Here is a 25516-nt window from a genome sequence, read left to right on the forward strand (position 1 = left end):
CCGCACCGACGCCTGAACGTTCCGCCGGGCGCCGGGAGGCGTCCGGCGGAACGCCCGCGGCACCTCCCGCGGCCGGTCCCGCGGCTGCCGGCGGACCTCCGGGACGACCGGCGGCCCCGGTGCGCGGCCCACCCGGGCGAGGCGGTTTCCCCCGCGCCGCCCGGGGCACGCATCAGTAACACCCCGACCCCTCGCGGGGGAGAGGACGTGACGCCATGGCGGAAACGGTCACCGAGTCCGGCACCACCAGCCCCGGCCTGCTCGCGTCACTGGACCCGCTGCTGCGGGAGTGGCTGCCCAGACAGCGGTGGTTCGCCGGCAAGGGCCGGCCGGTCACCGGGTTCTCACTGGTCGCGGCCACCGAGCTGCTGCCGGTGAGCGCCCGGCTGGGGCTGTACCACGTGCTGGTGCGCGCCCATCAGCCCAGCGTGCCGGTACCGGGCGCGGTCGCCCACCCCGCCGACTGCTACCAGCTGCTCATAGGGGTGCGCGAGGCGTTGCCGCCCCGGCTGGCGCCCGCGCTCATCGGCCATGTCGCTCGGGGCCCGCTCGCCGGACGCACCGTGTACGACGCACTGCACGACACCCGGCCCGCCGAGGTGCTCCTGGAGGCCCTGCGCTCCCGGGCCCGCATCGGCGGGCTCCGCTTCGACCGGGACCCGCACCAGGAGATCCGCCCCGGGCTGGTGCCCCGGATGGTGACCGCCGAGCAGTCGAATTCGTCGGTCGTCTACGGAGATACGTTCATTCTGAAGCTGCTGCGCCGGGTCGTGCCCGGCGTGAACCCCGACCTGGAGCTGCCGCTGGCACTGGCCCGCGAGGGCTGCGCCCGGGTCCCCGCACCGACGGCCTGGATACGCGCGGACCTCGGGGAGATCTCCGCGGACCACCCGGAGCCGTACGTGCTCGGTGTGCTGCAGCCGTTCCTGCAGGGCGCCGCCGACGGCTGGGAGCTCGCGCTGCGGCAGCTCGCCAAGCACGAGGACTTCAGTGCCGAGGCCCGGGCGCTCGGCCGGGCGACCGCCGAGGTGCACACCGCGCTCGCCCGCGCGCTGCCGACGGTGACTCTCGGCCACGCGCAGGTGGAGCCGCTGGCCGAGGGGATGCGGGAACGGCTGGACGCCGCCGTGCAGGCGGTGCCCGCGCTGCGCCCTCACGCGCCCGGCCTGCGGACCGCCTTCGACGCGCTGTCCGCGCTCGCCGCCGAGGGCCACACCTGGACGGCTCAGCGCGTGCACGGCGATCTGCACCTCGGGCAGTGCCTGCGCGCGCCGTCCGGGGACTGGTCGGTGATCGACTTCGAGGGGGAGCCGGCCAAGCCGATGGCCGAGCGGCGGATGCCGCAGTCGGCGGTGCGGGACGTGGCGGGGATGCTGCGCTCCTTCGACTACGCCGCGCACTCGGCGGACCCGCCGGACCCGGACTGGGCGCACGCCTGCCGGTCGGCGTTCTGCACCGGCTACGCGGAGGCCTGCGGCCGCGACCCGCGCACCGAGCCGGTGCTGCTGCGGGCCTACGAGACGGACAAGGCCGTCTACGAGGTCCTCTACGAGGCCCGGCACCGCCCCGACTGGCTCCCGGTGCCGATGGCCGCGATCGAGCGGTACGCCACCTCAGACCTGATCTGACCCGACCCTCGCCCGAGGAGGCTGCACCCGTGACTCCCCGCCCTCCCACCAGCGGCCCGGATCCGAACGAGACGGCCGGCAGGATGCCCGAGAAGAAGGCCGGGAAGACGGCCGGGGGAAAGGCCCGCGCGCCCGGCAAGGCGGCAGCCGAGCCGACGGCGGCCGCGAAGAAGGCCACGCCCGAAAAGGCCCCGGCCAAGAAAGCGGCCGCCAAGAAGGCGACGACCAGCAAGGCGACGGCGAAGAAGGCGGCCGCCGGGAAGACCACGGCCGGGAAGGCCCCGGCCGGCAAGGCGACGGCGAAGAAGGCGGCCGCCAATAGGACCACGACCGGGAGCACGGGCGGGCGGCCCGGCCGGGAGCCGGCCGTGCGGCAGCCGTCCGCGCCGGAGGCGGCCGGGCGGCGCACCGCGCCGGAGCCCGTACCCGTCGCCGTCTCCCCCGCCCTGGACGCGGCCGACCGCGCCCGGCTGCTCGACGGCACCCACCACGCCCCGCACTCCGTGCTGGGCGCGCACCCGGCGCCCGGCGGGGTGGTCTTCCGGGCGTTCCGTCCGTACGCGCAGTCCGTCACGGTCCACGCGGAGGACCTGCGGGCCCGGCTGCACGACGACGGGGACGGCTTCTTCTCCGGGCTGCTGCCGCTGCGCGAGGTACCGGAGTACCGGCTGCTGATCGGCTACCGGGACGCGGTCCACGAGACCGAGGACGCCTACCGTTTCCTGCCCACGCTGGGCGAGCTGGACCTGCATCTGATCGGCGAGGGACGGCACGAGCAGCTCTGGGAGGTGCTCGGCGCGCACCCGACGGTCCACCAGGGCGTGCCGGGCACCCGTTTCGCGGTGTGGGCGCCGAACGCGCGCGGTGTGCGGGTGACCGGCTCCTTCAGCTTCTGGGACGGCACCGGCTGGCCGATGCGGTCGCTGGGCTCGTCGGGGGTGTGGGAGCTGTTCGTGCCCGGCATCGGCGACGGCGAACTGTACAAGTTCGACATCACCCGGCCGGACGGTTCGCGGACGCTGCGCGCGGACCCGCTGGCCCGGCGCACCCAGGTCCCCCCGGACACGGCGTCCGTCGTGACGTCCTCCGCGTACCGGTGGGGCGACGGGGAGTGGCTGGCCCGGCGCGCCGAGCGGCCCGCGCACGAGGCGCCGTTCTCCGTGTACGAGGTGCACCTGCCGTCCTGGCGTCCCGGGCTGACGTACCGCGACCTCGCCGAGCAGTTGCCGGCGTACGTCGCGGACCTGGGCTTCACCCACGTCGAGTTGATGCCGGTCGCCGAGCATCCCTTCGGCGGCTCCTGGGGCTACCAGGTCACCGGCTTCTACGCGCCGACGGCCCGGCTGGGCACTCCGGACGACTTCCGGTACCTGGTGGACCGGCTGCACCGGGCCGGGATCGGGGTGCTGATGGACTGGGTGCCGGCGCACTTCCCCCGCGACGAGTGGGCGCTGGCGGAGTTCGACGGGCGCCCGCTGTACGAGCACGAGGACCCGCTGCGCTCGGCGCACCCCGACTGGGGGACGCTGGAGTTCGACTTCGGCCGGCGCGAGGTGCGCAACTTCCTGGTGGCCAACGCGGTCTACTGGTGCGAGGAGTTCCACATCGACGGGCTGCGGGTGGACGCCGTCGCCTCGATGCTCTACCTGGACTACTCGCGCGAGCCGGGCCAGTGGGTGCCGAACGCGCACGGCGGCCGGGAGAACCTGGACGCGGTGGCGTTCCTGCAGGAGATGAACGCGACCGTGTACCGCCGGGTGCCGGGGGTGGTGACGGTCGCCGAGGAGTCGACGGCCTGGGACGGCGTCACCCGGGCCACCCACCACGAGGGGCCGAGCGGTTTCGGCGGGCTGGGCTTCGGGCTGAAGTGGAACATGGGCTGGATGCACGACTCGCTGCAGTACCTGTCGCACGAGCCGGTGCACCGCCGCTACCACCACCACGAGATGACCTTCTCGATGGTGTACGCCTACAGCGAGAACTACGTGCTGCCGATCTCGCACGACGAGGTGGTGCACGGCAAGCGTTCCCTGGTGTCGAAGATGCCGGGCGACTGGTGGCAGCAGCGCGCCGACGAGCGGGCCTACCTGGGCTTCATGTGGTCCCATCCGGGCAAGCAGCTGCTGTTCATGGGCCAGGAGTTCGCCCAGGGCGCCGAGTGGTCCGAGCAGCACGGGCCGGACTGGTGGCTGCTCGACCCGCACTACGGGGCGGAGGCCGACCACCGGGGCGTGCGCGACCTGGTGCGCGACCTGAACGCGGTGTACCGGGCCACGCCCGCCCTGTGGGAGCGGGACGTGCACCCGGACGGCTTCCAGTGGGTGGTCGGGGACGCGGCCGAGGACAACGTGTTCGCGTTCCTGAGGTTCGACGCCGACGGCGGTCCGCTGCTGGCGGTGTCGCACTTCTCCCCCGTCGTCCGGCCCGACTACCTTCTCGGCGTCCCCGACGAGATACCGGCCTGGCGCGAGGTCCTCAACACCGACGCCGCCCGCTACGGGGGCAGCGGCGTCACCAACCCCGACCCGGTCAAGCCGGAGCCGCTCGGCCGGCACGGCCGCCCCGCGAGCATCCGGCTGACCCTGCCGCCGCTGGCTACGGTGTGGCTGCGGCCCGCCTGAGCCCCTCGGGCAGCGTGCCGGTGTGCAGCACGCCGAGCCGCTGCGTGGCCCGGGTCAGGGCGACGTAGAGGTCGCTGGTGCCCCAGTGGCCCGGCTCGACGACGAGGACGGAGTCGAACTCCAGGCCCTTGGCCTGCCGGGCGTCGAGCAGTACGACGGTCCGGGTGAGGTCGGGCTCGGCGCCGGCCGTCACGCCGTCCAGGCGGGCGGCGAGCGACCGGTGCAGCCCGCGCGGGGCGATGACGGCGAGCCGCCCCTCGGCGGGGGTCAGTTCGGCGACGGCCTTCCCGACCGCGCCGGGCAGGTCGTCGGTGGCGCGCACCCAGGGCGGTACGCCGGTGGAGCGGACCGAGGCGGGCGGTGCGAAGCCGGGCTGCTCGGCGCGGACGACGGCCGCCGCCAGCGCCATGATCTCGCTGGGGGTGCGGTAGTTGACGCCGAGGCGGGTGTGGGTCCAGCGGTCCTGGACGTAGGGGTCGAGGATGTCCGCCCAGGAGCCGACGCCGGCCGCCTCCGCGGTCTGCGCCGGGTCGCCGACGAGGGTCATGGAGCGGGTGGGGCTGCGGCGCATCAGGAGCCGCCAGGCCATCGGCGACAGCTCCTGCGCCTCGTCGACGATGATGTGCCCGAACGCCCAGGTCCGGTCGGCGGCGGCGCGTTCGGCGGCGCTGCGGTGGTCCTGCTCCTGCTGCCGTTCGGCGAACCGCTCGGCGTCGATGACGTCGTGCGCGGAGAGGACCTCGGAGGCCTCCGGGTCGTCCTCCTCCTTGTCCTCGAACTCGTAGGTGCGGGAGGCGTAGGAGACGTCGAGGACGCCCTGCGCGTAGGCGATCCGGGTCTCCCGCGCCCGCCGGGCGCGGGCCTCGGCCGGCCGGTCGTCCTCGCCGAGGAGTTCGGCGGCCTCGTCGAGCAGCGGCACGTCCGCGGTGGTCCAGGCACGGGTCACCGGGCGGCGGACGGCGGCGGCGTCCTCCTCGCCGAGGTACCCCTCCGGGGCGGCGAGGAAGTCGGCGACCAGCCGCTGCGGGGTGAGTCGCGGCCACAGCTGCTCGACGGCGGACCAGACCTCGGGGTTCTCTCCGAGTTCGTCGCGGATCTGGGTGAGGTCGGCGGCGTCGAGCAGCATCGTGCCGTCGTAGGGGTCGGTGCCGACGCGTTCGGCGTACAGCTCGGTGAGGGTGTTGAGGACGTGGCCCTCGAAGACCTCGCGGGCGGCGTTGTGCGGCAGCCCCAGGGCACGGGTGCGGTCGCGGGCGACCCGTACCAGGCCGTCGTCGAGCAGCAGGACCTCGCGTTCGTGCGGGACGGCGACGACCGGGTCGGGCAGGGACTGCCGGTCGCGTACGACGGCGGCCAGCACGTCGGCCATGGCGGCGCGGCCCTTGACGGCCGCGGCGGCGGGGGTGTCGGCGGCGGTCGCCCGCACGCCGGGGAACAGTTCGCCGACGGTGGCGAGCAGGACACCGGTCTCGCCGAGCGAGGGCAGCACCTCGCCGATGTAGCCGAGGAAGGCCGGGTTGGGGCCGACGATCAGCACGGCCCGCTTGGCGAGCAGTTCGCGGTGCTCGTAGAGGAGGTAGGCGGCCCGGTGCAGGGCCACCGCGGTCTTGCCGGTGCCGGGGCCGCCCTCGACCACCAGCACGCCGCGGTGCGGGGCGCGGATGATCTCGTCCTGCTCGGCCTGGATGGTCTGCACGATGTCGTTCATGCGGCCGGTGCGGGCGGAGTTCAGCGCGGCGAGCAGCACGGCGTCGCCGGTCGGGTCCTCGTGGCCGGTCCGCTCCCGGTCGCCCAGGTCGAGGATCTCGTCGTGCAGGGCGGTGACCCGGCGGCCCTCGGTGCCCAGGTGCCGGCGGCGGCGCAGCCCGAGCGGGGTGTGGCCGGTGGCCAGGTAGAAGGGCCGGGCGACGTCGGCGCGCCAGTCGATCAGCAGGGGGGTGCGGCCGGTGTCGTCGGCGCGCAGGCCGATCCGGCCGATGTGGTGGCTGTCGCCCGAGGTGAGGTCGATGCGGCCGAAGCAGAGGGAGCCCTCCACCGCGTTGAGCGCGGCGAGCAGTCCCGAGCGCTCGGTGACCAGGATGTCCCGCTCCAGTCGGGCCTGCCGGGGGGTGTGGCCCTGCGCGAGCGCGTCCGAGACGGACGACTCGGTCTCGCCGCGCAGGGCGTCGACGCGCGCGTACAGCCCGTCGATGAATTCCTGTTCGCTCCGCAATTCATCGTCCGGAAAGTCGATGTTTGACAATTCCACTCCCGCGCGCATATACTGTGCCCACTGAACTTGCTTATGCCTTCGTTCCATTGAGGGCATGAATCATCGAATATACGCAACGAAATCCCCCGAGCGCAATTGCCCGGGGGATTTCTCGTGGGTGCGGCCGGACTACAGCACCTCGGCCAGCTCCTCCAGCAGCCGCCGCTTCGGCCGGGCACCCACCATCGCCCTCACCGGCTCGCCCCGGTGGAACACCATGAAGGTCGGCATCGAGAGCACCTTGTAGGCGTTGGTGGTCTCGGGGTTGGTGTCGACGTCGAGCTGGACCACCTTCAAGCGGCCGCCCTCCTCCTCGGCGAGCGCGGCGAGCACCGGCCCCATCTGCCGGCATGGCGGGCACCAGTCGGCCGTGAACTCGACCAGCACCGGCCGGTCCGCCCCGATCACCTCCTCGGCGAAGTCCGCGTCGGTCACCGTCTCGACTCCCGCGACTCTGATCACGTTTCCTGCCCTCCCAGTTCGCACCCGGGTTCCGGACCTCCCGGACCCAGCGCCTCGGCGGCCAGCGCACCCATCGCCCGCTCGGCCCGGTCGAGCTGCGCGGCCACCGTCGCCCGCACCCCGCTCAACTCACCGATCAGCGCGTCCAGCTCGGTCAGCTTGCGCCGGTAGACCGCGACCGACGCCGGGCAGGCGTCGCCCTCGGGATGCCCGGCGCGCAGGCACTCCACGAAGGGCCGGGTCTCCTCCAGCTCGAACCCGAAGTCCTGCAGCGTCCGGATCTGCTCCAGCAGTCGCAGGTCCCGTTCGTCGTAGGTGCGGTGGCCGTTGCCGTCGCGACGTGCGGGCAGCAGGCCCCGGGACTCGTAGTACCGCAGCGTCCGGGTCGTGGTTCCGGCCCGGGCGGCCAGTTCGCCGATGCGCATGCGGACGAACGTACGCCTTGACGCCGACGTCAGGGCAAGGCCGAACGGGCCGGCCGCCCCGCCTCGGCAGCGGTGGGCCCGCGCCACGCCCCGAGGGCCTGCACCCCGGCGCGCGGACCCTCGGGGCGCGGTGCGGGCCCCGGCGCGCGGACCCTCGGGGCACGGTGCGGGCCCCGGCGCGCGGGCCCTCGGGGCACGGTGCGGGCCCCGGCGCCCTCCCCCGGCCCGATGTCGGCGGCTGCCGCGCCGGGTTCCCGCGCGACGGCCGGGGACGGGGCCTGTCGGCGGTGTACGGCATCATGACGGTGCCCCGCCCCCGGCCCAGTGAAGGGTTCCCGCGTGAGTACCGTTCCGCCCCCGCCCGCAGAAGGTCCCGGCGAAGACCCGGACGAGCCCTCGGGCATATCCGACGAGCAGTGGGACGCCTTCCTGCGGGACACGGTCGAGGGCAGCGGAGCCGCCGCGCCGAAGGAGCCGTCCGCGCGCGCCCGGATGGTGGCCCGGCGGCTGCGGGAGGAGGCCGAGGCGGAAGCCCGGGTCCAGGCCCGGCCCCAGCCCCGACCGCGGCGACGAGGGCTCGGGCGCGGGCGCGGCTGGAAGGGCGGCACGGTCGGGGGGTGGCTGCGGGGCGCCGTCCCCTGGATCGCGGCGGGGGTCGTCGTGGTCCTGGGCGCCTTCCAGCTCCACCTGTTCCCGTCGGGCGGCGGTACGGGCTCGGAGCCGGACGCCTCCGGTCCGGCCGAGGCCGTGGCGCTGACCGGGGGCGGGGTCACCGACGGGGACCGCTGCGGGACCAGGGGCTACCACTACTTCCCGCTGCCGGCGACCGCCTCCGAGCCGGCCCCGCCGCAGTCCGGCGCCCACCCCGCCGCCGGCCCGCAACTGAAGCTGGGCAGCCTCGGGTACCTCCGGGAGAGCGGGGCGGACCCCGGCCACTTCAGCGTCGGCCTGCTCTTCGCGCCGGGCCCGAAGGGAGCGTTGGAGGTGTCCCGCACCCTCGGCGGCGAGGGCGTCGCGGTGGAGATCGAGGGCCCGGACGGCCTGGTCGGCGGGGCGCACGGTGTGCCCGTCACCTGGGGTTCGTCCGCTCGGAACGGCGGTACCGACCCGAACGGCATCGACCTGTCGGAGGGCGGCAGCGCCTCCGTCACCCTGCCCACCCTGATCCTGTGCCCCGGGTACGACGCGAACACCGTGATGACGAAGCTGCAGGCTCCCACGGACTCCTCGAACACCATCACCGGGCAGCCGGCGTACACCCTGATCGTCTCGGTCCGCGACGCCGGCATCGGGAAGCTCCGCACCTCCCTCGGCCTTCCGGGCGGCGGGAACCTGCTCAGTGCGAACAACCTGGTGGGCGAATCGGACACCGCCGCCTTCCCGGCCGGGCTCCGGCGGCAGCCGGGCACGCTCGGGGCGGCGGACCCGATGCGTACGGCCTGACGGACGGCGGACGGATGGCGGCAGCCGGCAGGCGGCCGACCGCGACCCGCCGACCGCGACCCACCTGCGGCGACCGACCGGCGGCCACTGACCTGCGGCGACCGACCGGCCGCGACCGGCCTGTCCCGGCCGGAGGGCGGCGACCGGCCGGCGACCGAGCCGCGGGGCGGCTCGGCTCGGCTGGACCGTGCGCCTGCGGCTCGGGTGGTCAGCGGGCGCTGCTGGGGGCGGATTCGCGTTCCGCCCCCGCCTCGGACCGCGCTCCCGCATCGGACCGCGTTCCCGCCTCGGACCGCGTTCCCGCCTCCGTTTCCGTGTCCGTCCCGGCGGTGGACTTCCCGGACCGCTGCGACCGGCTCGGCAGCAGGACGGCGACGAGCAGCGTGCCGGCGCCCAGGATCACCGCGCCTACCAGGCTGGTGTGGGCGACCGCGTCGGAGAAGGACGAGCCGACGGCGTCGGCCATCCGGCCGGCGCCCGCGGCGAGTTGGTCGGCCTGCTGCTTGAGCTGCGCGGCCTGCTGCGGGTCGCCCGCGGCGGCCGCCTGCTCGGCGAGGTGCCGGGCCTTGTCCCCGATGCCCTGGGCGACGGCGTACCCGGCTCCGACCGAGTCCTGCGCGGTGGCCAGGGTGCCCGGCGGGAGCTTGCTGCCGGCGGTGGCGTCGGCGAGGTGGTCGGCGTAGGAGGTGCCGAGCAGCGAGCCGAGGATGGCGATGCCCAGCGAGCCGCCCAGTTCGAGCGAGGTGTCGTTGACCGCACCGCCGACGCCCAGTTCGGCCTCGGGGAAGGAGCCCATGATCGCGTCGGTGCAGGGCGAGAGTGCCAGCCCGATGGCGAGGCCGAGCGCCACGAGCGGGACGACGAAGTCGCCGTAGCCCGAGCCGCCGTCGACCCGGGTCAGCAGGGCCAGGGCGGCGGTGCCGCCGACCATGCCCGCGCCCACCGTCCACTTCATGCCGACGCGCGGGGTGAGGTAGCCGGTCAGCGCCGAACCGACGAAGACCGCTCCGGCCAGCGGCAGCATCCGCAGGCCGGTGTCGAGGGCGCTGTAGCCGAGCACGAACTGGAGGTGCTGGGTGAGGTAGTAGAAGGCACCGAAGACGGCCAGGAAGAACAGGGCCACCGCGAGGTTGGAGCCGGCGAAGCGGCGGTCGGCGAAGCGGCGGACGTCGATGACCGGGCGCGGGTGGCGCAGCTCCCACAGGACGAAGGCCAGGAGGCCGGCTCCGGCGACGGCGGCCGCGGTGATCGCCTTGGGGCCCCAGCCGAAGTGCGGCCCCTGGATGATCATGTAGACCAGCGCGCCGATCCAGGCGACCGACAGCGCTCCGCCGACGTGGTCGATGGGGTCGTGGTGGTCGGCCTTCGACGGCGGCACCAGCACCAGGGCGCCGACCAGTGCGGCGGCCGCGACCGGGACGTTGATCAGGAACGTCGAGGACCAGCCGTGGTTCTGCAGCAGCGCGCCCGCGACCAGCGGCCCGGCGGCGATGGCGAGCCCGGCCGTGGCGGTCCACAGGGTGATGGCCTTGGCGCGCTCGGCCCGGGGGAAGGTCGCGGCGAGCAGCGAGAGCGTGGCGGGCATGATCAGCGCCGCGCCGACGCCCATCACGGCGCGGGCGGCGATGACCGCGGCGGAACTGCCGGCGAGGCTGCCGAAGACGGCGCCGCCGCCGAAGACGAGGAGTCCGAGGATCAGTGCCCCGCGGCGGCTGTACTTGTCGCCGATCGCGCCGAGCAGCAGCATCAGCGCGGCGTAGGGGACGGTGTAGCCGTCGATGACCCACTGGAGGTCGGCGCTGGACAGGCCCAGGTCGTGGGTCATGGCGGGCGCGGCGACGGTGAGGGCGGTGTTCGCCATCACGATGATCAGCAGGCTGAGGCAGAGCACGAGCAGGGCCCACCAGCGCCGCCGGTAGGGGCCCTCCATCCTCTCGACCGGTTCGGTGATCACGAGTCGCATGGCAGGGGTCGCCCTCCTAGGACGTACGGGGTTCGGCAGCACGCCACGACTTGCACACGAGCGTGCAAATGCACAACAGTGTGCAATGTACGCTGCTGCACAATGATGTGCAAATGGAGGGACGTGCAGAATGGCTGCCATGACCACGGGTAACGCCACGGGCAGTCCGTCCCGCGCGGACGCCAACCGCCGCCGCATCCTCGACGTCGCGCTGGCCGAGCTGCTGCGCGACCCCGACGCGTCCATGGACCAGATCGCGCGCGCCGCCGGCGTGGTGCGCCGAACGGTGTACGGGCACTTCCCCAACCGCGAGGCGCTGATCAGCACGCTGGTCGACGGGGCGCTGGAGACGGTGGCGGCCGCGCACGCGGCGAGCCGCGAGGGCGTCGGCGACCCGGCGGAGGCGGTGGCCCGGTCCGTGCTCGCCGTCTGGGAGATCGCCGACCGCTACCGGCTGCTGGTCGCGCTGGCGCAGCGCACGGTGACCGTGCAGGGGCTGCGGGAGCGGCTCGCGCCGGTGCGGGAGAACAGCGTCCGGGTGCTCCAGCGCGGACTGGACGAGGGCGTCTTCACCTCGCCGCTGCCGGCGCCGGCCCTGGCCTACGTGCACGAGCAGATCCTCTTCGCGCTGACCGAGGCGGTGAACGACGGGCTGCTCGACGCGCGGGAGGCGGGCCGCTCCGCCGCGGTCACCGTACTGACCGCGGCCGGCGTGCCCGCCACCCGCGCCGCCGGACTGGTGGCGGAGCTGGGCCGATAGCCCGGGAGGGCCGCCCTCCCCGGGGCGCGGGCCCGGTCAGGCGCGAAGCGTCCCCGCCCCGCCGGGGGCACCGGTACGGGCCGACGCCCGCACCCGGCCCCCCGGGGGATCACTCCGACTGCCGGCGTGCCCGCCTCACCTCACCGTCGACGGCCCAGGCGTCGGCAACCGGTCCGAGGTGGCCGAGCTTGTCGGGGTTGATCACCGAACGGATGGTCCGGATCCGCCCGTCGAGCACGTCGAGGGCCAGCACGTGCAGCACCCTGCCGTCCCGGTCCCGGAAGACGGCGCCGGGTTGGCCGTTGACCTCCTGCGGCTCGCACTTCACGTCGACCCGGGGCAGCAGCGGGAAGACGGAGGCCAGCAGCCGGGCCACGTTCTCGGCGCCGACGACGGCCCTGGCCAGCTGCGGCGCCCTGCCGCCACCGTCCCCGGCCATCTGCACGTCGGCGGCCAGCAGTTCCCTCAGGCCGGCGACCTCGCCCTCGCGGAGGGCGTCGAAGAACCGCTCCGCCAGCTCCTGCCGCTTCCGGCGGTCCGCTTCGAAGCGTGTCCGCCCGGCCTCCATGTGCCGCCGCGCCCGTACCAGAAGCTGCCGGCACGCCGCCTCCGAACGCCCCACCGCCGAGGCGACGTCGCCGAACCCGAAGCCGAACACCTCCCGCAGCACGAACACCGAGCGCTCCAGGGGGCTGAGCCGCTCCAGGAGGATCAGCGCCGCCATCGACACCGAGTCGGCCAGCTCCGCCGAGCGCGCCGGGTCCTGGTACGGATCGCTCAACAGCGGCTCGGGGAACCACGGGCCCACGTACTGCTCCCGCCGCACCCGCGCGGAGCGCAGCACGTCGATCGAGATCCGCGTCACCGTGGCGGACAGGAACGCCCTGACCGACGCGGCAGGGGTCGTCGAGCGGTCGAAGCGCAGCCAGGTCTCCTGCACCGCGTCCTCGGCCTCGCTCACACTGCCCAGCAGCCGGTAGCTGATCGAGAACAGCAGCGGCCGCAACTCCTGGAACTCCTCGACCTTGCCCATGCCGCCCCCTCCGCGAGTTCGCCTCGCCCTCCACCGCTCCGTCGGTCCGGGCGCCGCCCCTTCCGGTCCGGGCACCGTTCCCGTCCGGTCCGGGTACGGCCCCGTCCGGTCCGGGTACGGCCCCATCCAGTCCGGTTACGGCCCCGTCCCGGTGATCTTGCCGTCCGTCTGCGGGACGCGCAACGCCCGCGACGAGGTCCTCCCCTGGCGGCCCTCCGGCGGCCGCACCGGGGCCGGGGCGGCCCCGCACCCGGTGACACGGGCGTGCCGCGTCCCGGACTCGGATGCCCGGGGATGTCACAGCCGGCGGCGCCGTCTCGTCCCAGGGGCAGCAGGCAATTCTCGACCAAGGAGCTGAAGATGAACCTCGCACTCTGGATCGTCGCCGGACTGATGGCCGCCGTCTGCCTGGCCGGCAGCTCCAAGATGTTCGTGCCGAAGGAGAAGATCGCGGCCCTGGGCGGAACCGCCACCGGGTGGGTCGAGGACTTCAGTCCCGGGGCCCTCAAGACCCTCGGCGCCGTCGAGTTGCTGGCGGCGGCGGGCCTGATACTGCCAGGCGCTCTCGGCATCGCGCCGGTTCTGGTGCCGCTGGCCGCGACCGGGCTGGTGCTGCTGTTCGTCGGCGCGCTGACGGTGCGCCTCCGCCGCGGCGAGCGGGCGACGATCGCGGGTGACCTGGTCTACCTCGCGCTGGCCCTGTTCCTGGTCTGGGGCCGTTTCGGCCCCGAGTCCTTCACCGGCTGACCGGCGCCGGGTGTTCCTCGCTCGCGGCGGACGGCGGCCGCCGGTACGCGGCCGGGCACCCGGTCCGGGTTCAGGCGGGACCGGGTGCCCGGGGCATGGGGCGGCCCGTTCGGCGGGACGGCCCGGCCGGCGAGGCGGCCCGCTCGGCAGCCCATCCGGTGGGGGCGGGGGTTCCCGGGCGGGGCCGCCCGGGGTTGGAGGCGGTTCCCAGGGGCCGGATCGCCCGGCCCCTGGGCGTTTCAGGCCAGGGCGGGCTCCTTCTCGCCGTCGCCGCGCTGCGGCGGCACGGCCGGGGCCGCCTGCACCTGCTCGTCCAGCAGCGTCGTCTCGTCGAACGGCAGCTCACCGGCGAGCACCCGGCTCACCCGGTCCTTGTCGACCTCGCCGGTCCAGGTGCCGATCAGCAGGGTGGCGACGGCGTTGCCCGCGAAGTTGGTCAGCGCCCGGGCCTCGCTCATGAAGCGGTCGATGCCGACGATCAGGCCGACGCCGTCGACCAGCGCGGGCTTGTGGGACTGCAGGGCACCGGCCAGCGTGGCCAGTCCGGCGCCGGTGACACCGGCGGCGCCCTTCGAGGCGACCATCATGAACAGCAGCAGCCCGATCTGCTGGCCGATGCTCATCGGCTGGTCCAGGGCGTCGGCGACGAACAGCGAGGCCATGGTCAGGTAGATCATGGTGCCGTCGAGGTTGAAGGAGTAGCCGGTCGGCACGGTGATGCCGACGACGGGCCGGCTGACGCCCAGATGCTCCATCTTCGCGATCAGCCGCGGCAGCGCCGACTCCGAGGAGGACGTCGACAGGATCAGCAGGAACTCCCGGCCGAGGTAGCGGAACAGGCGCAGCACGCTGACGCCGGTCACCACCCGCACCAGGGCTCCGAGCACGACGAACACGAAGAGGACGCAGGTCGTGTAGAAGCCCAGCATGATCGTGCCGAGTGCCTTCAGCGCGTCCACGCCGGTGCTGCCGACGACGGCGGCCATGGCACCGAACGCGCCGATCGGCGCCGCCCACATGATCATGGCCAGCACGCGGAAGACCAGCCGCTGGAGGTGCTCGACCCCGCGCAGCACCGGCTCGCCGGCGCGGCCCATGGCCTGCAGCGCGAACCCGACCAGCAGGGCGACCAGCAGCGTCTGCAGCACCTCGCCCTCGGTGAACGCCGAGACCAGCGTGGTCGGGATGATGCCGAGCACGAAGTCGACGGGCCCCTCGGCGGCGGCCTGCGCCTGCTCGTGGCCGACTCCCCTGACCGCCTCCGTCAGGTGCATGCCGCTGCCGGGGTGGATGATGTTGCCGACCAGGAGGCCGAGGGCGAGCGCCACGAACGACATCGCGAGGAAGTAGCCGAGCGCGAGGCCGCCGACCCGGCCGACCTTCGCGGCCCTGCGTACCGAGCCGACGCCCAGCACGATGGTGCAGAAGATGATCGGCGAGATCATCATCTTGATCAGGGCGACGAAGCCCTTGCCCAGCGGCTTGAGCTCCTTCGCGAAGTCCGGGACCGCGAAACCGACCGCGATGCCCAGGAGCACCGCGACGATCACCGCGAGGTAGAGGTAGTGGGTGCGGTCCCGCTTCGCGGGGGGTGCGGCTGGTGCCGTAGGGGAAGTGCTGGCGTCGGCCACGGCTGCCCTCCTTGACGTCATCGTCGGCAACACCGGCGTGCGGCTCACGACCGGGCTCTCCCGGGGGGACGGGGAGTGCAGAGACCTTCTCCCGCCCTGTGAGCGCGGTCACCCTTGCGTTCATTGAGTTCACGCCTCGTTCGGTTCGCGCCGGGAGGGAAGGGCGGCACACTGGCGTGGTTCGCTCCCCCGCCGAGAGGCACACTGACGCCATGCGCCTGCCCCGCCCGACGAGACCCCGCAGCCTGGCGGGGCAGCTGTTCGCCATGCAGGCCGTGCTGATCGCGGTCGTGGTGGCCGGGTACGCGCTGTTCACCTACTTCAGCGACCGCGGCCAGGCCGAGGCGGCCGCGGGCCGCCACGCCAGGGCGGTCGCCCGCACCGTCGCCGACTCGCCCTCCGTACACGCCGCGATCGGCACCGCCGCGCCGACGCGGCAGCTCCAGCCGTACGCGCTGCGCGTCACCCACGACACCGGCGTCGACTTCATCACGATCATGGATCCGCAGGGGATCCGCTGGACCCACCCCGACCCGGACCGGATAGGCGGCCACTTCCTCGGTCACATCGGCCGGGCGCAGCACGGCGAGACCTTCACCGAGACCTACACCGGCACCCTCGGCCCGTCCGTCCGCGCGGTCACCCCCGTCGTCGACCCGGACGGCCGGGTGATCGGCCTGGTCAGCGCCGGCATCAGGGTGGAGGCGATCAGCGAGCGGGTGCAGGGCCAGGTGGCGGCACTGATCGGCGTCGCGGGGGCCGCGCTGGCGCTGGGCGCGATCGGCACGTACGTCGTCAACGCGCGGCTGCGCCGCCACACCCACGGCATGAACGCGGCCGAGCTGAGCCGCGTGCACGACTACCACCAGGCGGCCCTGCACGCCGTGCGGGAGGGGCTGCTGCTGCTCGACGGGCGGTACCGGATCGCGCTGGTCAACGACGGCGCGCGCGAGCTGCTGGGGGTGGCCCCCGGGGAGGACGTGGTGGGCAGGTCGGTCGCGGACCTGGGGCTGCCTGCCCCGCTGACCGGCGCGCTGCTGGCGTCGGGCCCGCGGGTCGACGAGGTGCACCTGACCGCGGACCGTGTGCTGGCCGTCAACACCTCACCGGTGTCCGGCGGGGAGCACCGCGGGACGATCGTCACCCTGCGGGACGTGACGGAGCTCCAGTCGCTGATGGGCGAGCTGGACTCGGAGCGCGGCTTCACGCAGGCGCTGCGCTCGCAGGCGCACGAGGCGGCGAACCGGCTGCACACCGTCGTCTCCCTGATCGAACTGGGCCGCGCCCGGGAAGCGGTGGACTTCGCGACCGCCGAGCTGGAGCTGGCGCAGGCGCTCACCGACCGGGTGGTGGCCGCGGTGGGCGAACCGGTGCTGGCCGCGCTGCTCCTCGGCAAGGCCGCGCAGGCCAACGAGCGGGGAGTGGAGCTGGTGGTGTCCGAGGACGGCGGACTGGACGACGGACTGCTCCCGGACAGCCTGCCGGCGCGGGACCTGGTGACCATCCTGGGCAACCTGATCGACAACGCGGTCGACGCGGCGCAGGGCCGTGTTCCGGCGCGGGTCACGGTGACCGCGCTGACCGAGGACGCGGACCTGGTGCTGCGGGTGGCCGACACCGGAGCGGGCGTCGCCCCGGACCGCGCCGACGCGGTCTTCCGGCGCGGTTTCTCCACCAAGCCGGCCGGTCCGGGCGGGCGCGGGCTGGGGCTGGCGCTGGTCCGGCAGGCCGTGCACCGGCACCGGGGCGCGCTGACCGTGGCGCGGGCCGAGGGCGGCGGCGCGGAGTTCGAGGTGCGGCTTCCGCTGACGGCACCGGCCGCCGAGGACTCGGTGGGGGCCGCCGAGAAAACCGAGGGAACCGACGGAACCGACGGAACCGAGGGAACGGTGGGGGCCGCCGGGTGCTCCGCGGCGGGAGGCCGGGCGTGACCGGCGGCGGACGGCAGCCGAGCCCGACCGGTCGAGAGCAGCCGATCCGGGTCCTGGTCGTGGAGGACGATCCGGTCGCCGCGGACGCGCACGTGATGTACGTCGGGCGGGTGCCGGGCTTCACCGTCGTGGGCCGGGCCCGCACCGGCGCGGAGGCGCGCCGCGTGCTGGAACGCACCCCGGTGGACCTGCTGCTGCTGGACCTGCACCTGCCGGACGTGCACGGCCTGCAACTGGCCCGGTCGCTGCGGGCCGCCGGCCATCACGCGGACGTGGTCGCGGTGACGTCGGCGCGGGACCTGGCGGTGGTACGGGAGGGCGTGTCGCTCGGTTTCGTGCAGTACGTCCTGAAGCCGTTCACCTTCGGCACGCTGCGGGACCGGCTGCTGCGGTACGCGGAGTTCCGGGCGACCGCGGGTGAGGCGAGCGGTCAGGACGAGGTGGACCGGGCGCTGGCCGCGCTGCGGGCCCCCTCCCCCGCGGCGCTCCCCAAGGGCCTCAGCGCGCCGACCCTGGAGCGGGTGACGGACGCGCTCCGCGCGGCGGAGGCCGGGCTGACCGCGGCCGGGCTCGCCGAGGCGGTGGGCATCTCCCGGATCACCGCCCGGCGGTACCTGGAGCACCTGGCGGGCACCGGCCTCGCCGCCCGGAACCCCGTGTACGGGCAGGTGGGCAGGCCGGAACTGGTCTACCGCTGGGAGCGGGCCGGGGGCACGGGACGGCATTCGCCCCCGGCGTGAAATCCGGTGTCCGGATTCGGCCGCCCACTCGGGGAGTACTTCCATCCGTGCGGCCGACGGGCCCCTGGAGGAGTCCTGTCGGCGCGGTGCAGAAGCACTGCCCGGGCCCGGCTGTTCGGGCAGGGACCGGGCAGGCTCATGAGCGCCCGAGGCGACACCGCCCGGCACCGGCCGGCACCGGCCGGTGCCGGCCCCACCTCCGCGCCCGGCGAACTAGCCTCTCTGCCGTGCCATTTCCTGGATCAGGTGGTAGCCACCGGCCAAGTCCACGTCCGTACGCTCGCGCAGCAACTTGATGGCGGCGGTTGTGTCGTCCCGGACGAGCAGGGAACTCAGCTCGGTGAACAATTCCGGATCCATGGACCGCAGATTGGCCAGGGCCTGCGCACAGTCCACCGGCAGCCGGCGGCCGGATGTCAGAAACTCCAAGGCCACCCGGGCGTCGGCCAGTCCGAGCCCCGATGCCTTGCGCAGCCGGGACATCGCCTTGGCGTCCCGGCCGTCGCCGGCCAGCGCCGTCGACTCCTGCTGAACCTCGGCTCCCACCGGTGTGATCAGCACCGTCAGTTCCTGCTTGCTGGTCATTGTTCCCCCATTTTCACCTGCAGTGCCTGGCAATGCTGTCGATTCCGATGATCGAACCCGCGAGGCCGCCGAGCGTCGCGCCGAGTTCGCTGAGCTTCTCCTCGCCCTTGGCCACGCGGATCAGGAGGTAAGCGGCTTCCTTCACGCTGCCGGCCTTCTTGATGAACGCCTTCAGCTTGAGGATCTTCGCGGCCGGAACGGCGGCACTGGCCACGGCCATGGTGATCGCGGCAACGCACTTGGTGGTCTGCCACCAGCCGGCCAGAGCGATCTTCTGCTTCCTCGGCAGGTGCTTCGCCAGGTAGGCCTGCACCACCGCGTCCCCCTGCTCGGCGACGCCTGCCGGCATCGCGTCGATGACGGTCAGGGCATCGATGAGTTCCTGTTCCTCACTCGAGGGCTCCGCAGAAGCATCCTCAGAGGCGCGGACAGCCGCAACCGTGAGAGCACTTGAGTCGGTGGCAGCCGAGGGTGTGCGGTCGGCGGCCATGGCGGCACCGGAGAGGCCGGTGCTGAATACCGCTGCCGCGACGACGGTTGCGGCCAGCGTGGTGGTGCGGTTGGACTTCAAGGTGTTCCCCCACCTTCGAGACCCGGAGTATCCGGGCAGTTGTACGTTTCACGACCGTTGCACGGGTGGTCGGCCCGCGAAGCAGTCGGTGTGCGAGGAGTCAATCAAGGTGCCCGGCCCGAGCGCAATGATCTTGAGCGTCCTCTGAGGTGGGGGAGGGAAACGGACCCCGGATTGGATTCCGTCCGCCACCGGAAACCCCGGCCCGGTGCCGCCGCGTGAATTCCGATCTCCGATTCCGGGCGGAGTGCGGCGAGGTCGACGCTCCACTCCGACGGGCACGCCGGAACAGTCCCGGGAGGCATCCGGCCCCGACGTGAACGCCGGGGCCTTCCGCGTGAATCCCGTGCGGACCACGCCTGCTGAGGGGACCGGGAGACGCAGACGCCGACCTCCTGCTCGGCAAGCAGGGCGTGGCACCGGTCCGCGAACCGGTCCAGGCAGGCTTCGCCGCGGTCGGCCGCCAACGTGGGTCCGGCGGTCAGAGGCAGGAGAGCAACGCGTCGAGCGGGTCCGGGACGCGGCCGGGGTCGAGGGCCTCGACGAGGACCCGGCCGTAGTGGACCTTGCGGCCCTTCTTCGTCCCGAGGAAGCGCCGTAACTGCTGCTGCGGAGGACGGCCCAGTTGAGCGGGCTGGCGCAGGAAGGTCCGCAGGGCACGCAGGTCGCCCTCCTCGCCGACGAGTTCCTCCACCCGCGCCACACCCAGGGCGCGGATGAGCTCGTCCTCCAGGTCCGCCGCGCAGACGAAGAAGTCCCGCGGGGACGCACCGACCTGTTCGAAGGCGCGGACGTAGTAGGGGTGCTCCCGTTCGTCGCACAGCCCGGTGAGGCGGAGGCCCAGGCCGGGCGGGCCGAGGAGCCGGGCGTGGCGCCCGACGCTCATGGCACCGCCCATCGACAGGACGCAGACCCCCTCGGCCTCCGGGTCCCGGCCGCGGATCGCGGCCAGCGCGTCGACCGCCGCGACGTCGCTCCGCCCTTCGAGCAGGACGGCCGTCCGCACGGCGAGCCGGTCGGCGAGCACCCGCGCCGGGTCGCCGGGGCCACCCGCCGCCCACGCGGCGACGGCATCCCGGAACGCGTCCATGTCGGCCATCGGACAAGTCTCGGCCCGATCCGCCGGTCGCGCGAGGGGTTTTCGCGGGCGGCGTCACCGGCGGTGAGCGGGCACCCCGGACCCGGGAGCCGACCGCTCACCCCCTGCCCGCGTACGCCCGCGCTCCCCGCCAGGGCACCACCGCCCACATCCGCGTGCCTCCCCCGGGCTCACGCGCCTCCCCGAAGCCCCACTCCCCCGCACAGGCCCGCACCACGCACGCAAGCACCCGCAGGGCCGCCCGCCTCCGCGCGTCGCAGGCGGCGGAGAGCCGGGGGTGGACGTGCCGAGGGTGCCCGTCGTAAAGGACCACTCGCAGGGCCCCGTCGCGGTACCGCAGCGACACGTACACCTCGCAGCCCGGAGTGAACCGGTCTGCGCAGGCGGCGAGTTCGCCTACGACCTGCACGGCCGCGTTCGTCATGTCCGCGAGGCCGTGTGTGCGCAGGGCGGTGCGGGTGGCCGCCCGCGCCACCCCCGAACTCGCCGGTCCTGCGGGCAGGGTGAGGCTGTAGGCGAGGGTGTCGGGGGACGGTGGCGGTGTCCCGTGGTCATCGGTGGAGAGCGGGCAGGCCGAGGCGGTCACGGGTGCGTTCATGGACGGGCTCCTCCGGGTGTGCGCGAACGCGCGGGTGTTGCGCGCGACGACGGTCGAGCCGACGACCCGAGCGGCAGCCGGTGGCCTGTCTCCCCGGCGCGGACCCGCCCCTCCCGGGGAAGGAGGTTCCGGGCAGGCCCGCGCGATGCACTTCCGACTGCACCTGGTCGTATGCGGCTCATCACCGACCGTAAGAGACAGCAGTGGCTCTTTGCCACCGCACAGCGGCAATTACCACTCCAGAGTTGGACCAACTCACGAGCTTGACGGCAGACTTGGCCCGGAACAGCTGGAGGAGCGAACAGATGCCACCGAGGTCGACCCCCACGCAGCGACAGAAACGAGTGGGTGCAGAACTCCGAAAGATGCGCCTCGCCGCAGGCGTGACGACGGAGTACGCAGCCGGACTGCTCGGGATCGACCGCACGAAGGTGTCCAACATGGAGGCGGGTGTTCGTGCGATCACGCCGGAACGGGTCCGCGTACTGGCCTGCAACTACGCCTGCCGCGACGAGGCGTACATCGACGCCCTCGCCGACATGGCCGGTAACCGGAAACGCGGCTGGTGGGAGGCATACCGTGGCCAACTCCCCGCCGGACTGCTCGACATCGCGGAACTGGAGTGGAACGCCAGAAACATTCGCGCCGGCTTGGCCATGCACGTGCCAGGCCTACTCCAATCCGACGGATACGCGCGAAGCCTGTTCACTGCCGCGCTCCCTCCCCTGTCAGCCGCAGAGATCGAACTGCGGGTGGCGCAGCGCATGCAGCGTCAGCAGGTACTGCACCGCGAGCATCCCGTCGCGTACACCGGCTACGTCCACGAGGCCGCCCTGCGCGTGGAGTTCGGCGGCCCGAAGGTGATGCGGGCGCAACTGAGTCATCTGTGCGACGTGTCCGAGCACGACAACATCACCGTGCGCGTCATTCCTTTCAAGGCAGGGGCCTTCCCCGGCGCAGGGCAGTCCGTCGTCTACGCCGAGGGACCCGTGCCTCAACTGGACACAGTGGAGCTGGACTCAGCCCACGGACCCGAGTTCACTCACGGACAGTCACAACTGGACAAGTACCGGTCCCACTTGGACTGGATGGAGACGGCATCGCTCTCACCGGAAGCATCACGCGACTTCATTCATGAACTCACCCGCCAGCCCTGAGGAGGCACCATGCCGGACATCACCTGGGAAGAGCCCTTCTGCGCCGAAGGCGCCAACTGCTTCCGCATAGGCACCGACGCCGCCGGCAACGCCTACATCGCCGTGGCCGGCCGGGAGGACCACCCCCTCACCGACTCCCGCGAGGCACTCCGCGCCCTCATCCACGGCATCAAGGCCGGCCACGCCGACCACCTGCTGTAGCCACCGGGACGGCGACCGGCCGAACAGCAACTGCCCCCGTGCCAGTACTCCGACGCGACTTCATCCACACTCTGGCCGCCGACCTCTAGGAGAACCGCCATGGCCGACATCACCTGGGAGAAGCCCTTCTGCGGGGAGGGCGCCAACTGCTTCCGCATAGGCACCGACGCCGCCGGCAACGCCTACATCGCCGTGGCCGGCCGGGAGGACCACCCCCTCACCGACTCCCGCGAGGCACTCCGCGCCCTCATCCACGGCATCAAGGCCGGCCACGCCGACCACCTGCTGTAGCCACCGGGACGACGGCGGAGCAGGTCAAGGCGCGTTACCTACGGAAGCGTAGGTTCGCACAACACGTGTTCCTGGGCGAACCGACCGTAGTCAGCACAGCGGGCGTTGCCCTAGCTTGTCGCGGATGCGCCATCCCTCCGCTCCACCGAACCAGCCCGGGCCGCCGCCGGGTCTCCCGTTCAACGCCCCCGCCGCCCGACGCCTCCGCGCCGGTCTCGGAATGGGCCCCGAGCACGTCGCCCACCACATGCGGGTGTCCTACGGGCTGCTCCACGTCAGCCCCGACCTGGTGATCGCCTGGGAGCGCGGGATCGCCTCCCCCGCGGGTCCGGAGCTGACCGCGCTGGCGGGCGTGCTGTGGTGCTCCCCCGGAGAGCTGCTCGGCAGGCCACGCACGCTGCGCGAGCACCGCATCGCGCGGGGCGTCGCACCCGAGGACGTGGCCCGGGCGGTCGGCGTCGCCCTGCCCGCGTACCTGCGGATGGAGGAGAGCGGGTCGTGGCGCGGCAGCGAGCGCCAGTCGGCGGCGCTGGCGGAGGTGCTGGCGCTGGCGCTGCCGGACTTCGTGGCCGTGACCGGGCGGGAGGAGAAACTCGCCGAACTGCTGCGCAGCGCGGCGAGCACGCGCTGGCAGGGGTACGTACGGCCGGTGGGGAAGATCGCGCCGCTGAGCCGGCGCATGCTGGAGGAGGTGCTGCAGGAGCTGCACCTGGACTACCAGGGACACATGGCCGCCACCCTGAGCTGGGGCGGCGGCAGCGGGGACTCCAGCCGGTCCGGGCGGGACTTCCTGGACCGGATCGTGGACACCTTCTGGACCGCGGTCGGCGAGCGGACCGGCTGAGCGAGGCGGCGAGCGGACCGCCTGAGCGGACCGAGGCGGCGAGCGGACCGGCCGAGCAGGGCTCGCGGCCGATCCGCGGCGGAGCGCACCCCGACGCCACGCCCCCGCGGTACACCGACTCCACTCGCGCCCGCTCCACGAACACCTGCCGACCTGCCGACGCACCCGCCGTGCGGTTTCCGGCGCGTCTGCGGTGCGGATTCCGGCCGCGTCTGCGGTGCGGTTTCCGGCGCGAGGCGACCGCCCGACCACCCTTACCGACAGGAGTGTCGACAACCTCGGCTAGGATGCCGACACTGGCGTCGGCAAACCCTGCCGGTGTCTTCGCTCTGCCCTGGAATGGAACAGGTGATTGTCGGATGTACACGGTCATGAACCGGATACCGGTCCCCACGGCCGGCGCGGCGGCGTTCGAGGAGCGGTTCGCGGCCACCATGCGCGAGACGCTGCCCCCGGTGGCGGGACTGCTCGGCGCGCGGCTGCTGCGCCCGCAGCAGGAAGGCGGGGCGTACGTGGCGGTCATGGACTTCACGTCCCGTGAGGCGTTCACGGCCTGGACGAGGTCCGACGCCTTCCGCGCCGCCCACGGGCCGTCCACCGGTGGGACGGGCGGCGGCGTGGAGACCTTCGAGACCGTCGCCGCCGTCGGCGCCTGAACCGAAGGATCCCTCCCGTGTTCCTCGCTCTGCGCGATCTGCGCTTCGCCCGCGGGCGGTTCGCCCTCATCGCCGCCGTGGTCGGCATGATCGCCGTCCTCGGTGTCATCCTCTCGGGACTCGCCAGCGGCCTCGCGGACTCCGGCATCTCCGCCCTGCGCGCCCTCCCGGTCTCCCACATCGCCTTCGACAAGTCCGCCACGGGGGAGCTGTTCTCCCGCTCCACCGTCACCACCGACACCGCGCACCGGTGGGCCGGACAGCGCGGCGTCCGCAGGGCCGAGCCGTTCGGACAGCAACTGGTGCACGCCCAACTCGGCGGCCCGGACGGCAAGCAGCTCGACCTGGCCGTGCTGGGGGTGCGGCCCACGGGGTTCCTGGCCCCTTCGCCGTCGTCCGGCAAACCGCTGTCCGACGGCTCGACCGGTGTTCTCGTCAGTGAGGAGATCACCCAGGAAGGCGTCGGGATCGGCGACCACCTCACCGCCGGCCAGGCCGGGACGGAACTGACCGTCATCGGCACGATCGGCCACGCCTCCTTCGGACACGTGGGAGTCGTCTACGCGCCCCTGCCGCTGTGGCAGCGACTCCACTACGGTCTGCCCGGCACGCTTCCGGCCGCCGCCGCCCACCAGGCGACCGCCGTCGCCCTGCAGCTCGCCCCCGGCGCCGACACCGCGGCCGTCGACCGCCGGCTGGGAACGCACACCGTCGGCAAGACCGGCACCTACGCCGCCTCCCCCGGCTACACCGCCGAGTCCAGCACGATGGCACTCATCCGCGGCTTCCTCTACGCCATCTCCGCGCTGGTGGTCGGCTCCTTCTTCACCGTGTGGACCATTCAGCGCCGCCATGAGATCGCCCTGCTCAAGGCGATCGGCGCGTCAACCGGCTACATCCTGCGCGACGCCCTCACCCAGGCCGCGACCGTCCTCCTCGCCGCCACCGCCGCAGGAACCGCGGCGGGCCTGGCCCTGGGCGGAGCCATGAACGGGTCGGCGCCCTTCTCCCTCCAGGCCGGCCAGGTCACCCTGGCCGCCGTCCTGCTGATCGGACTGGGACTGGCCGGTGCCGCCGTCGCCATCCGCCGCATCACCAAGATCCAGGCCCTCAGCGCACTCGGAGCCGACCGATGAAACCGACGAACCGTCCCGCCCCCGCACCCGAGCACACCGCCGAGGCGCCGCCGCGGTCCACCGTGCTGCGCCTGACCGGCGTCACCCTGCACCTGGGGCACGACCGGCAGCGCGTCACCGCACTCGACCACGTCGACCTGGCCGTCGCCCGGGGGGAGTTCGTCGCCGTCACCGGGCCCTCCGGATCGGGCAAGTCCAGCCTCCTCGCGGTCGCCGGCGGTCTGCAGACCCCCGGCGACGGGTCCGTCCACGTCGCCGATGTCGACCTGACCGCCCTCAAGGAACACCGGCGCACCGCCCACCGCCGCCGCCACATCGGCTACGTCTTCCAGCAGGCCAACCTCTTCGCCTCCCTCACCGCACGTGAGCAGCTGCTGCTCACCGCTCACGTCGCCGGCCGCCTCACCGCGGAAGTGCGTCGCCGCGCGGACGAGCTGCTCGAGGCCGTCGGCATGACGGCCCGTGCCGACCGGCGCCCCGACCAGCTCTCCGGGGGTGAGCGCCAGCGCGTCGGCATCGCACGTGCGCTCGTCCTCGCCCCCGAGGTCCTGCTCGTGGACGAACCGACCTCCGCGCTGGACCGCGCCCGTGCCCGCGACATCGTCGACCTGCTCGCCGAGCAGACCCGCACCCACCGCACCGCCACCGTCATGGTCACCCACGACCACGAGATACTGGACGCGGCCGACCGCGTCCTGAACCTGCGGGACGGCCGCCTCAGCTGAACCCGTCACCGGAAGGCC

At 73.5% G+C, this 25516-nt stretch carries 24 protein-coding genes; 14 read left to right on the top strand and 10 right to left on the bottom strand.

The annotated features are described in order from the left end of the window. Positions 1-215 precede the first annotated feature (215 nt). Positions 216-1628: a maltokinase N-terminal cap-like domain-containing protein gene (locus ACL02U_RS13735; protein WP_412791063.1), complete on the top strand. Its 1413-nt coding sequence runs from the start codon at positions 216-218 to the stop codon at positions 1626-1628. Positions 1629-1657: 29 nt separating this feature from the next. Continuing rightward, the gene (gene glgB, locus ACL02U_RS13740; protein WP_412791064.1) at positions 1658-4249 is read left to right on the top strand and encodes a 1,4-alpha-glucan branching enzyme; all 2592 of its coding nucleotides are present in this window, start codon (positions 1658-1660) and stop codon (positions 4247-4249) included. Here glgB and ACL02U_RS13745 read toward each other — a convergent pair. The 3 genes from ACL02U_RS13745 to ACL02U_RS13755 all read right to left on the bottom strand — a co-directional run bounded on the left by ACL02U_RS13745 (position 4224) and on the right by ACL02U_RS13755 (position 7387). After that, entirely contained in the window at positions 4224-6509 is a 2286-nt protein-coding gene (locus ACL02U_RS13745; protein WP_412791065.1) for a HelD family protein, read from the bottom strand. The genes glgB and ACL02U_RS13745 overlap by 26 nt on opposite strands. Before the next feature lie 120 nt (positions 6510-6629). Continuing rightward, positions 6630-6962: a thioredoxin family protein gene (locus ACL02U_RS13750; protein WP_412791066.1), complete on the bottom strand. Its 333-nt coding sequence runs from the start codon at positions 6960-6962 to the stop codon at positions 6630-6632. Continuing rightward, positions 6959-7387: a MerR family transcriptional regulator gene (locus ACL02U_RS13755; RefSeq protein WP_412791067.1), complete on the bottom strand. Its 429-nt coding sequence runs from the start codon at positions 7385-7387 to the stop codon at positions 6959-6961. The genes ACL02U_RS13750 and ACL02U_RS13755 overlap by 4 nt, the downstream gene beginning before the upstream one ends. A gap of 339 nt (positions 7388-7726) precedes the next feature. Between ACL02U_RS13755 and ACL02U_RS13760 the strand changes: the two genes are divergently transcribed. Beyond that, complete coding sequence (locus ACL02U_RS13760) at positions 7727-8830, top strand: hypothetical protein (RefSeq protein WP_412791068.1); 1104 nt, start codon at positions 7727-7729, stop codon at positions 8828-8830. Between the two features lie 208 nt (positions 8831-9038). On the opposite strand, the gene ACL02U_RS13765 is transcribed toward ACL02U_RS13760, so the two are convergent. Beyond that, on the bottom strand, positions 9039-10793 hold the full coding sequence (locus ACL02U_RS13765) for an MFS transporter (RefSeq protein ID WP_412791069.1): 1755 nt from the start codon (positions 10791-10793) through the stop codon (positions 9039-9041). 130 nt (positions 10794-10923) lie between these two features. Between ACL02U_RS13765 and ACL02U_RS13770 the strand changes: the two genes are divergently transcribed. Then, entirely contained in the window at positions 10924-11553 is a 630-nt protein-coding gene (locus ACL02U_RS13770) for a TetR/AcrR family transcriptional regulator (RefSeq protein WP_412791070.1), read from the top strand. 109 nt (positions 11554-11662) lie between these two features. On the opposite strand, the gene ACL02U_RS13775 is transcribed toward ACL02U_RS13770, so the two are convergent. Beyond that, positions 11663-12586 carry an RNA polymerase sigma-70 factor gene (locus tag ACL02U_RS13775; protein WP_412791071.1) on the bottom strand — a complete coding sequence of 308 codons (924 nt, stop codon included), beginning with the start codon at positions 12584-12586 and terminating at the stop codon, positions 11663-11665. 360 nt (positions 12587-12946) lie between these two features. Between ACL02U_RS13775 and ACL02U_RS13780 the strand changes: the two genes are divergently transcribed. Further along, on the top strand, positions 12947-13333 hold the full coding sequence (locus ACL02U_RS13780; protein WP_412791072.1) for a DoxX family protein: 387 nt from the start codon (positions 12947-12949) through the stop codon (positions 13331-13333). A 239-nt stretch (positions 13334-13572) separates the two neighbouring features. On the opposite strand, the gene ACL02U_RS13785 is transcribed toward ACL02U_RS13780, so the two are convergent. Continuing rightward, on the bottom strand, positions 13573-14985 hold the full coding sequence (locus tag ACL02U_RS13785) for a cation:dicarboxylate symporter family transporter (protein WP_412791073.1): 1413 nt from the start codon (positions 14983-14985) through the stop codon (positions 13573-13575). Between the two features lie 191 nt (positions 14986-15176). Here ACL02U_RS13785 and ACL02U_RS13790 point away from each other — a divergent pair, with 191 nt between their 5' ends. Continuing rightward, the gene (locus ACL02U_RS13790) at positions 15177-16895 is read left to right on the top strand and encodes an ATP-binding protein (RefSeq protein WP_412791074.1); all 1719 of its coding nucleotides are present in this window, start codon (positions 15177-15179) and stop codon (positions 16893-16895) included. Positions 16896-16990: 95 nt separating this feature from the next. Continuing rightward, positions 16991-17635: a response regulator gene (locus ACL02U_RS13795; RefSeq protein ID WP_412791151.1), complete on the top strand. Its 645-nt coding sequence runs from the start codon at positions 16991-16993 to the stop codon at positions 17633-17635. 213 nt (positions 17636-17848) lie between these two features. Here the strand turns inward: ACL02U_RS13795 and ACL02U_RS13800 are convergent, their stop codons facing one another. The 4 genes from ACL02U_RS13800 to ACL02U_RS13815 all read right to left on the bottom strand — a co-directional run bounded on the left by ACL02U_RS13800 (position 17849) and on the right by ACL02U_RS13815 (position 20488). Continuing rightward, the gene (locus ACL02U_RS13800; RefSeq protein WP_412791075.1) at positions 17849-18220 is read right to left on the bottom strand and encodes a hypothetical protein; all 372 of its coding nucleotides are present in this window, start codon (positions 18218-18220) and stop codon (positions 17849-17851) included. 13 nt (positions 18221-18233) lie between these two features. Further along, positions 18234-18791, bottom strand: a complete 558-nt coding sequence (locus tag ACL02U_RS13805; RefSeq protein WP_412791076.1) for a hypothetical protein — start codon at positions 18789-18791, stop codon at positions 18234-18236. Positions 18792-19272: 481 nt separating this feature from the next. Beyond that, positions 19273-19890, bottom strand: coding sequence for a TOPRIM nucleotidyl transferase/hydrolase domain-containing protein (locus ACL02U_RS13810; protein WP_412791077.1), 618 nt, complete (start codon positions 19888-19890; stop codon positions 19273-19275). Between the two features lie 97 nt (positions 19891-19987). After that, positions 19988-20488: an ATP-binding protein gene (locus ACL02U_RS13815; RefSeq protein ID WP_412791078.1), complete on the bottom strand. Its 501-nt coding sequence runs from the start codon at positions 20486-20488 to the stop codon at positions 19988-19990. 305 nt (positions 20489-20793) lie between these two features. Between ACL02U_RS13815 and ACL02U_RS13820 the strand changes: the two genes are divergently transcribed. From ACL02U_RS13820 to ACL02U_RS13850, 7 genes are all read left to right on the top strand, one after another. Beyond that, complete coding sequence (locus ACL02U_RS13820; RefSeq protein ID WP_412791079.1) at positions 20794-21645, top strand: helix-turn-helix domain-containing protein; 852 nt, start codon at positions 20794-20796, stop codon at positions 21643-21645. A 9-nt stretch (positions 21646-21654) separates the two neighbouring features. Further along, positions 21655-21846, top strand: coding sequence for a hypothetical protein (locus tag ACL02U_RS13825; protein WP_412791080.1), 192 nt, complete (start codon positions 21655-21657; stop codon positions 21844-21846). A 99-nt stretch (positions 21847-21945) separates the two neighbouring features. Continuing rightward, entirely contained in the window at positions 21946-22137 is a 192-nt protein-coding gene (locus ACL02U_RS13830) for a hypothetical protein (RefSeq protein ID WP_412791081.1), read from the top strand. A gap of 124 nt (positions 22138-22261) precedes the next feature. Beyond that, positions 22262-22981 carry a helix-turn-helix domain-containing protein gene (locus tag ACL02U_RS13835; protein WP_412791082.1) on the top strand — a complete coding sequence of 240 codons (720 nt, stop codon included), beginning with the start codon at positions 22262-22264 and terminating at the stop codon, positions 22979-22981. Positions 22982-23340: 359 nt separating this feature from the next. Beyond that, on the top strand, positions 23341-23637 hold the full coding sequence (locus tag ACL02U_RS13840; protein WP_412791083.1) for an antibiotic biosynthesis monooxygenase family protein: 297 nt from the start codon (positions 23341-23343) through the stop codon (positions 23635-23637). 17 nt (positions 23638-23654) lie between these two features. Continuing rightward, entirely contained in the window at positions 23655-24773 is a 1119-nt protein-coding gene (locus ACL02U_RS13845) for an ABC transporter permease (protein ID WP_412791084.1), read from the top strand. Then, the gene (locus ACL02U_RS13850) at positions 24770-25498 is read left to right on the top strand and encodes an ABC transporter ATP-binding protein (RefSeq protein WP_412791085.1); all 729 of its coding nucleotides are present in this window, start codon (positions 24770-24772) and stop codon (positions 25496-25498) included. Before ACL02U_RS13845 ends, ACL02U_RS13850 begins: the two co-directional genes overlap by 4 nt. Positions 25499-25516 lie beyond the last annotated feature (18 nt).

Source organism: Streptomyces sp. MS06 (assembly GCF_047200655.1).
Classification (GTDB): Bacteria; Actinomycetota; Actinomycetes; order Streptomycetales; family Streptomycetaceae; genus Streptomyces.

Coding starts and splice junctions, on each gene's coding strand:
- ACL02U_RS13735 (WP_412791063.1), top strand. CDS start 216: ATGGCGGAAACGGTCACCGAGTCCGGCACCACCAGCCCCGGCCTGCTC.
- ACL02U_RS13745 (WP_412791065.1), bottom strand. CDS start 6,509: ATGCGCGCGGGAGTGGAATTGTCAAACATCGACTTTCCGGACGATGAA.
- ACL02U_RS13755 (WP_412791067.1), bottom strand. CDS start 7,387: ATGCGCATCGGCGAACTGGCCGCCCGGGCCGGAACCACGACCCGGACG.
- ACL02U_RS13765 (WP_412791069.1), bottom strand. CDS start 10,793: ATGCGACTCGTGATCACCGAACCGGTCGAGAGGATGGAGGGCCCCTAC.
- ACL02U_RS13770 (WP_412791070.1), top strand. CDS start 10,924: ATGGCTGCCATGACCACGGGTAACGCCACGGGCAGTCCGTCCCGCGCG.
- ACL02U_RS13775 (WP_412791071.1), bottom strand. CDS start 12,586: ATGGGCAAGGTCGAGGAGTTCCAGGAGTTGCGGCCGCTGCTGTTCTCG.
- ACL02U_RS13780 (WP_412791072.1), top strand. CDS start 12,947: ATGAACCTCGCACTCTGGATCGTCGCCGGACTGATGGCCGCCGTCTGC.
- ACL02U_RS13785 (WP_412791073.1), bottom strand. CDS start 14,985: ATGACGTCAAGGAGGGCAGCCGTGGCCGACGCCAGCACTTCCCCTACG.
- ACL02U_RS13790 (WP_412791074.1), top strand. CDS start 15,177: ATGCGCCTGCCCCGCCCGACGAGACCCCGCAGCCTGGCGGGGCAGCTG.
- ACL02U_RS13795 (WP_412791151.1), top strand. CDS start 16,991: ATGTACGTCGGGCGGGTGCCGGGCTTCACCGTCGTGGGCCGGGCCCGC.
- ACL02U_RS13800 (WP_412791075.1), bottom strand. CDS start 18,220: ATGACCAGCAAGCAGGAACTGACGGTGCTGATCACACCGGTGGGAGCC.
- ACL02U_RS13810 (WP_412791077.1), bottom strand. CDS start 19,890: ATGGCCGACATGGACGCGTTCCGGGATGCCGTCGCCGCGTGGGCGGCG.
- ACL02U_RS13815 (WP_412791078.1), bottom strand. CDS start 20,488: ATGAACGCACCCGTGACCGCCTCGGCCTGCCCGCTCTCCACCGATGAC.
- ACL02U_RS13820 (WP_412791079.1), top strand. CDS start 20,794: ATGCCACCGAGGTCGACCCCCACGCAGCGACAGAAACGAGTGGGTGCA.
- ACL02U_RS13825 (WP_412791080.1), top strand. CDS start 21,655: ATGCCGGACATCACCTGGGAAGAGCCCTTCTGCGCCGAAGGCGCCAAC.
- ACL02U_RS13830 (WP_412791081.1), top strand. CDS start 21,946: ATGGCCGACATCACCTGGGAGAAGCCCTTCTGCGGGGAGGGCGCCAAC.
- ACL02U_RS13835 (WP_412791082.1), top strand. CDS start 22,262: ATGCGCCATCCCTCCGCTCCACCGAACCAGCCCGGGCCGCCGCCGGGT.
- ACL02U_RS13840 (WP_412791083.1), top strand. CDS start 23,341: ATGTACACGGTCATGAACCGGATACCGGTCCCCACGGCCGGCGCGGCG.
- ACL02U_RS13850 (WP_412791085.1), top strand. CDS start 24,770: ATGAAACCGACGAACCGTCCCGCCCCCGCACCCGAGCACACCGCCGAG.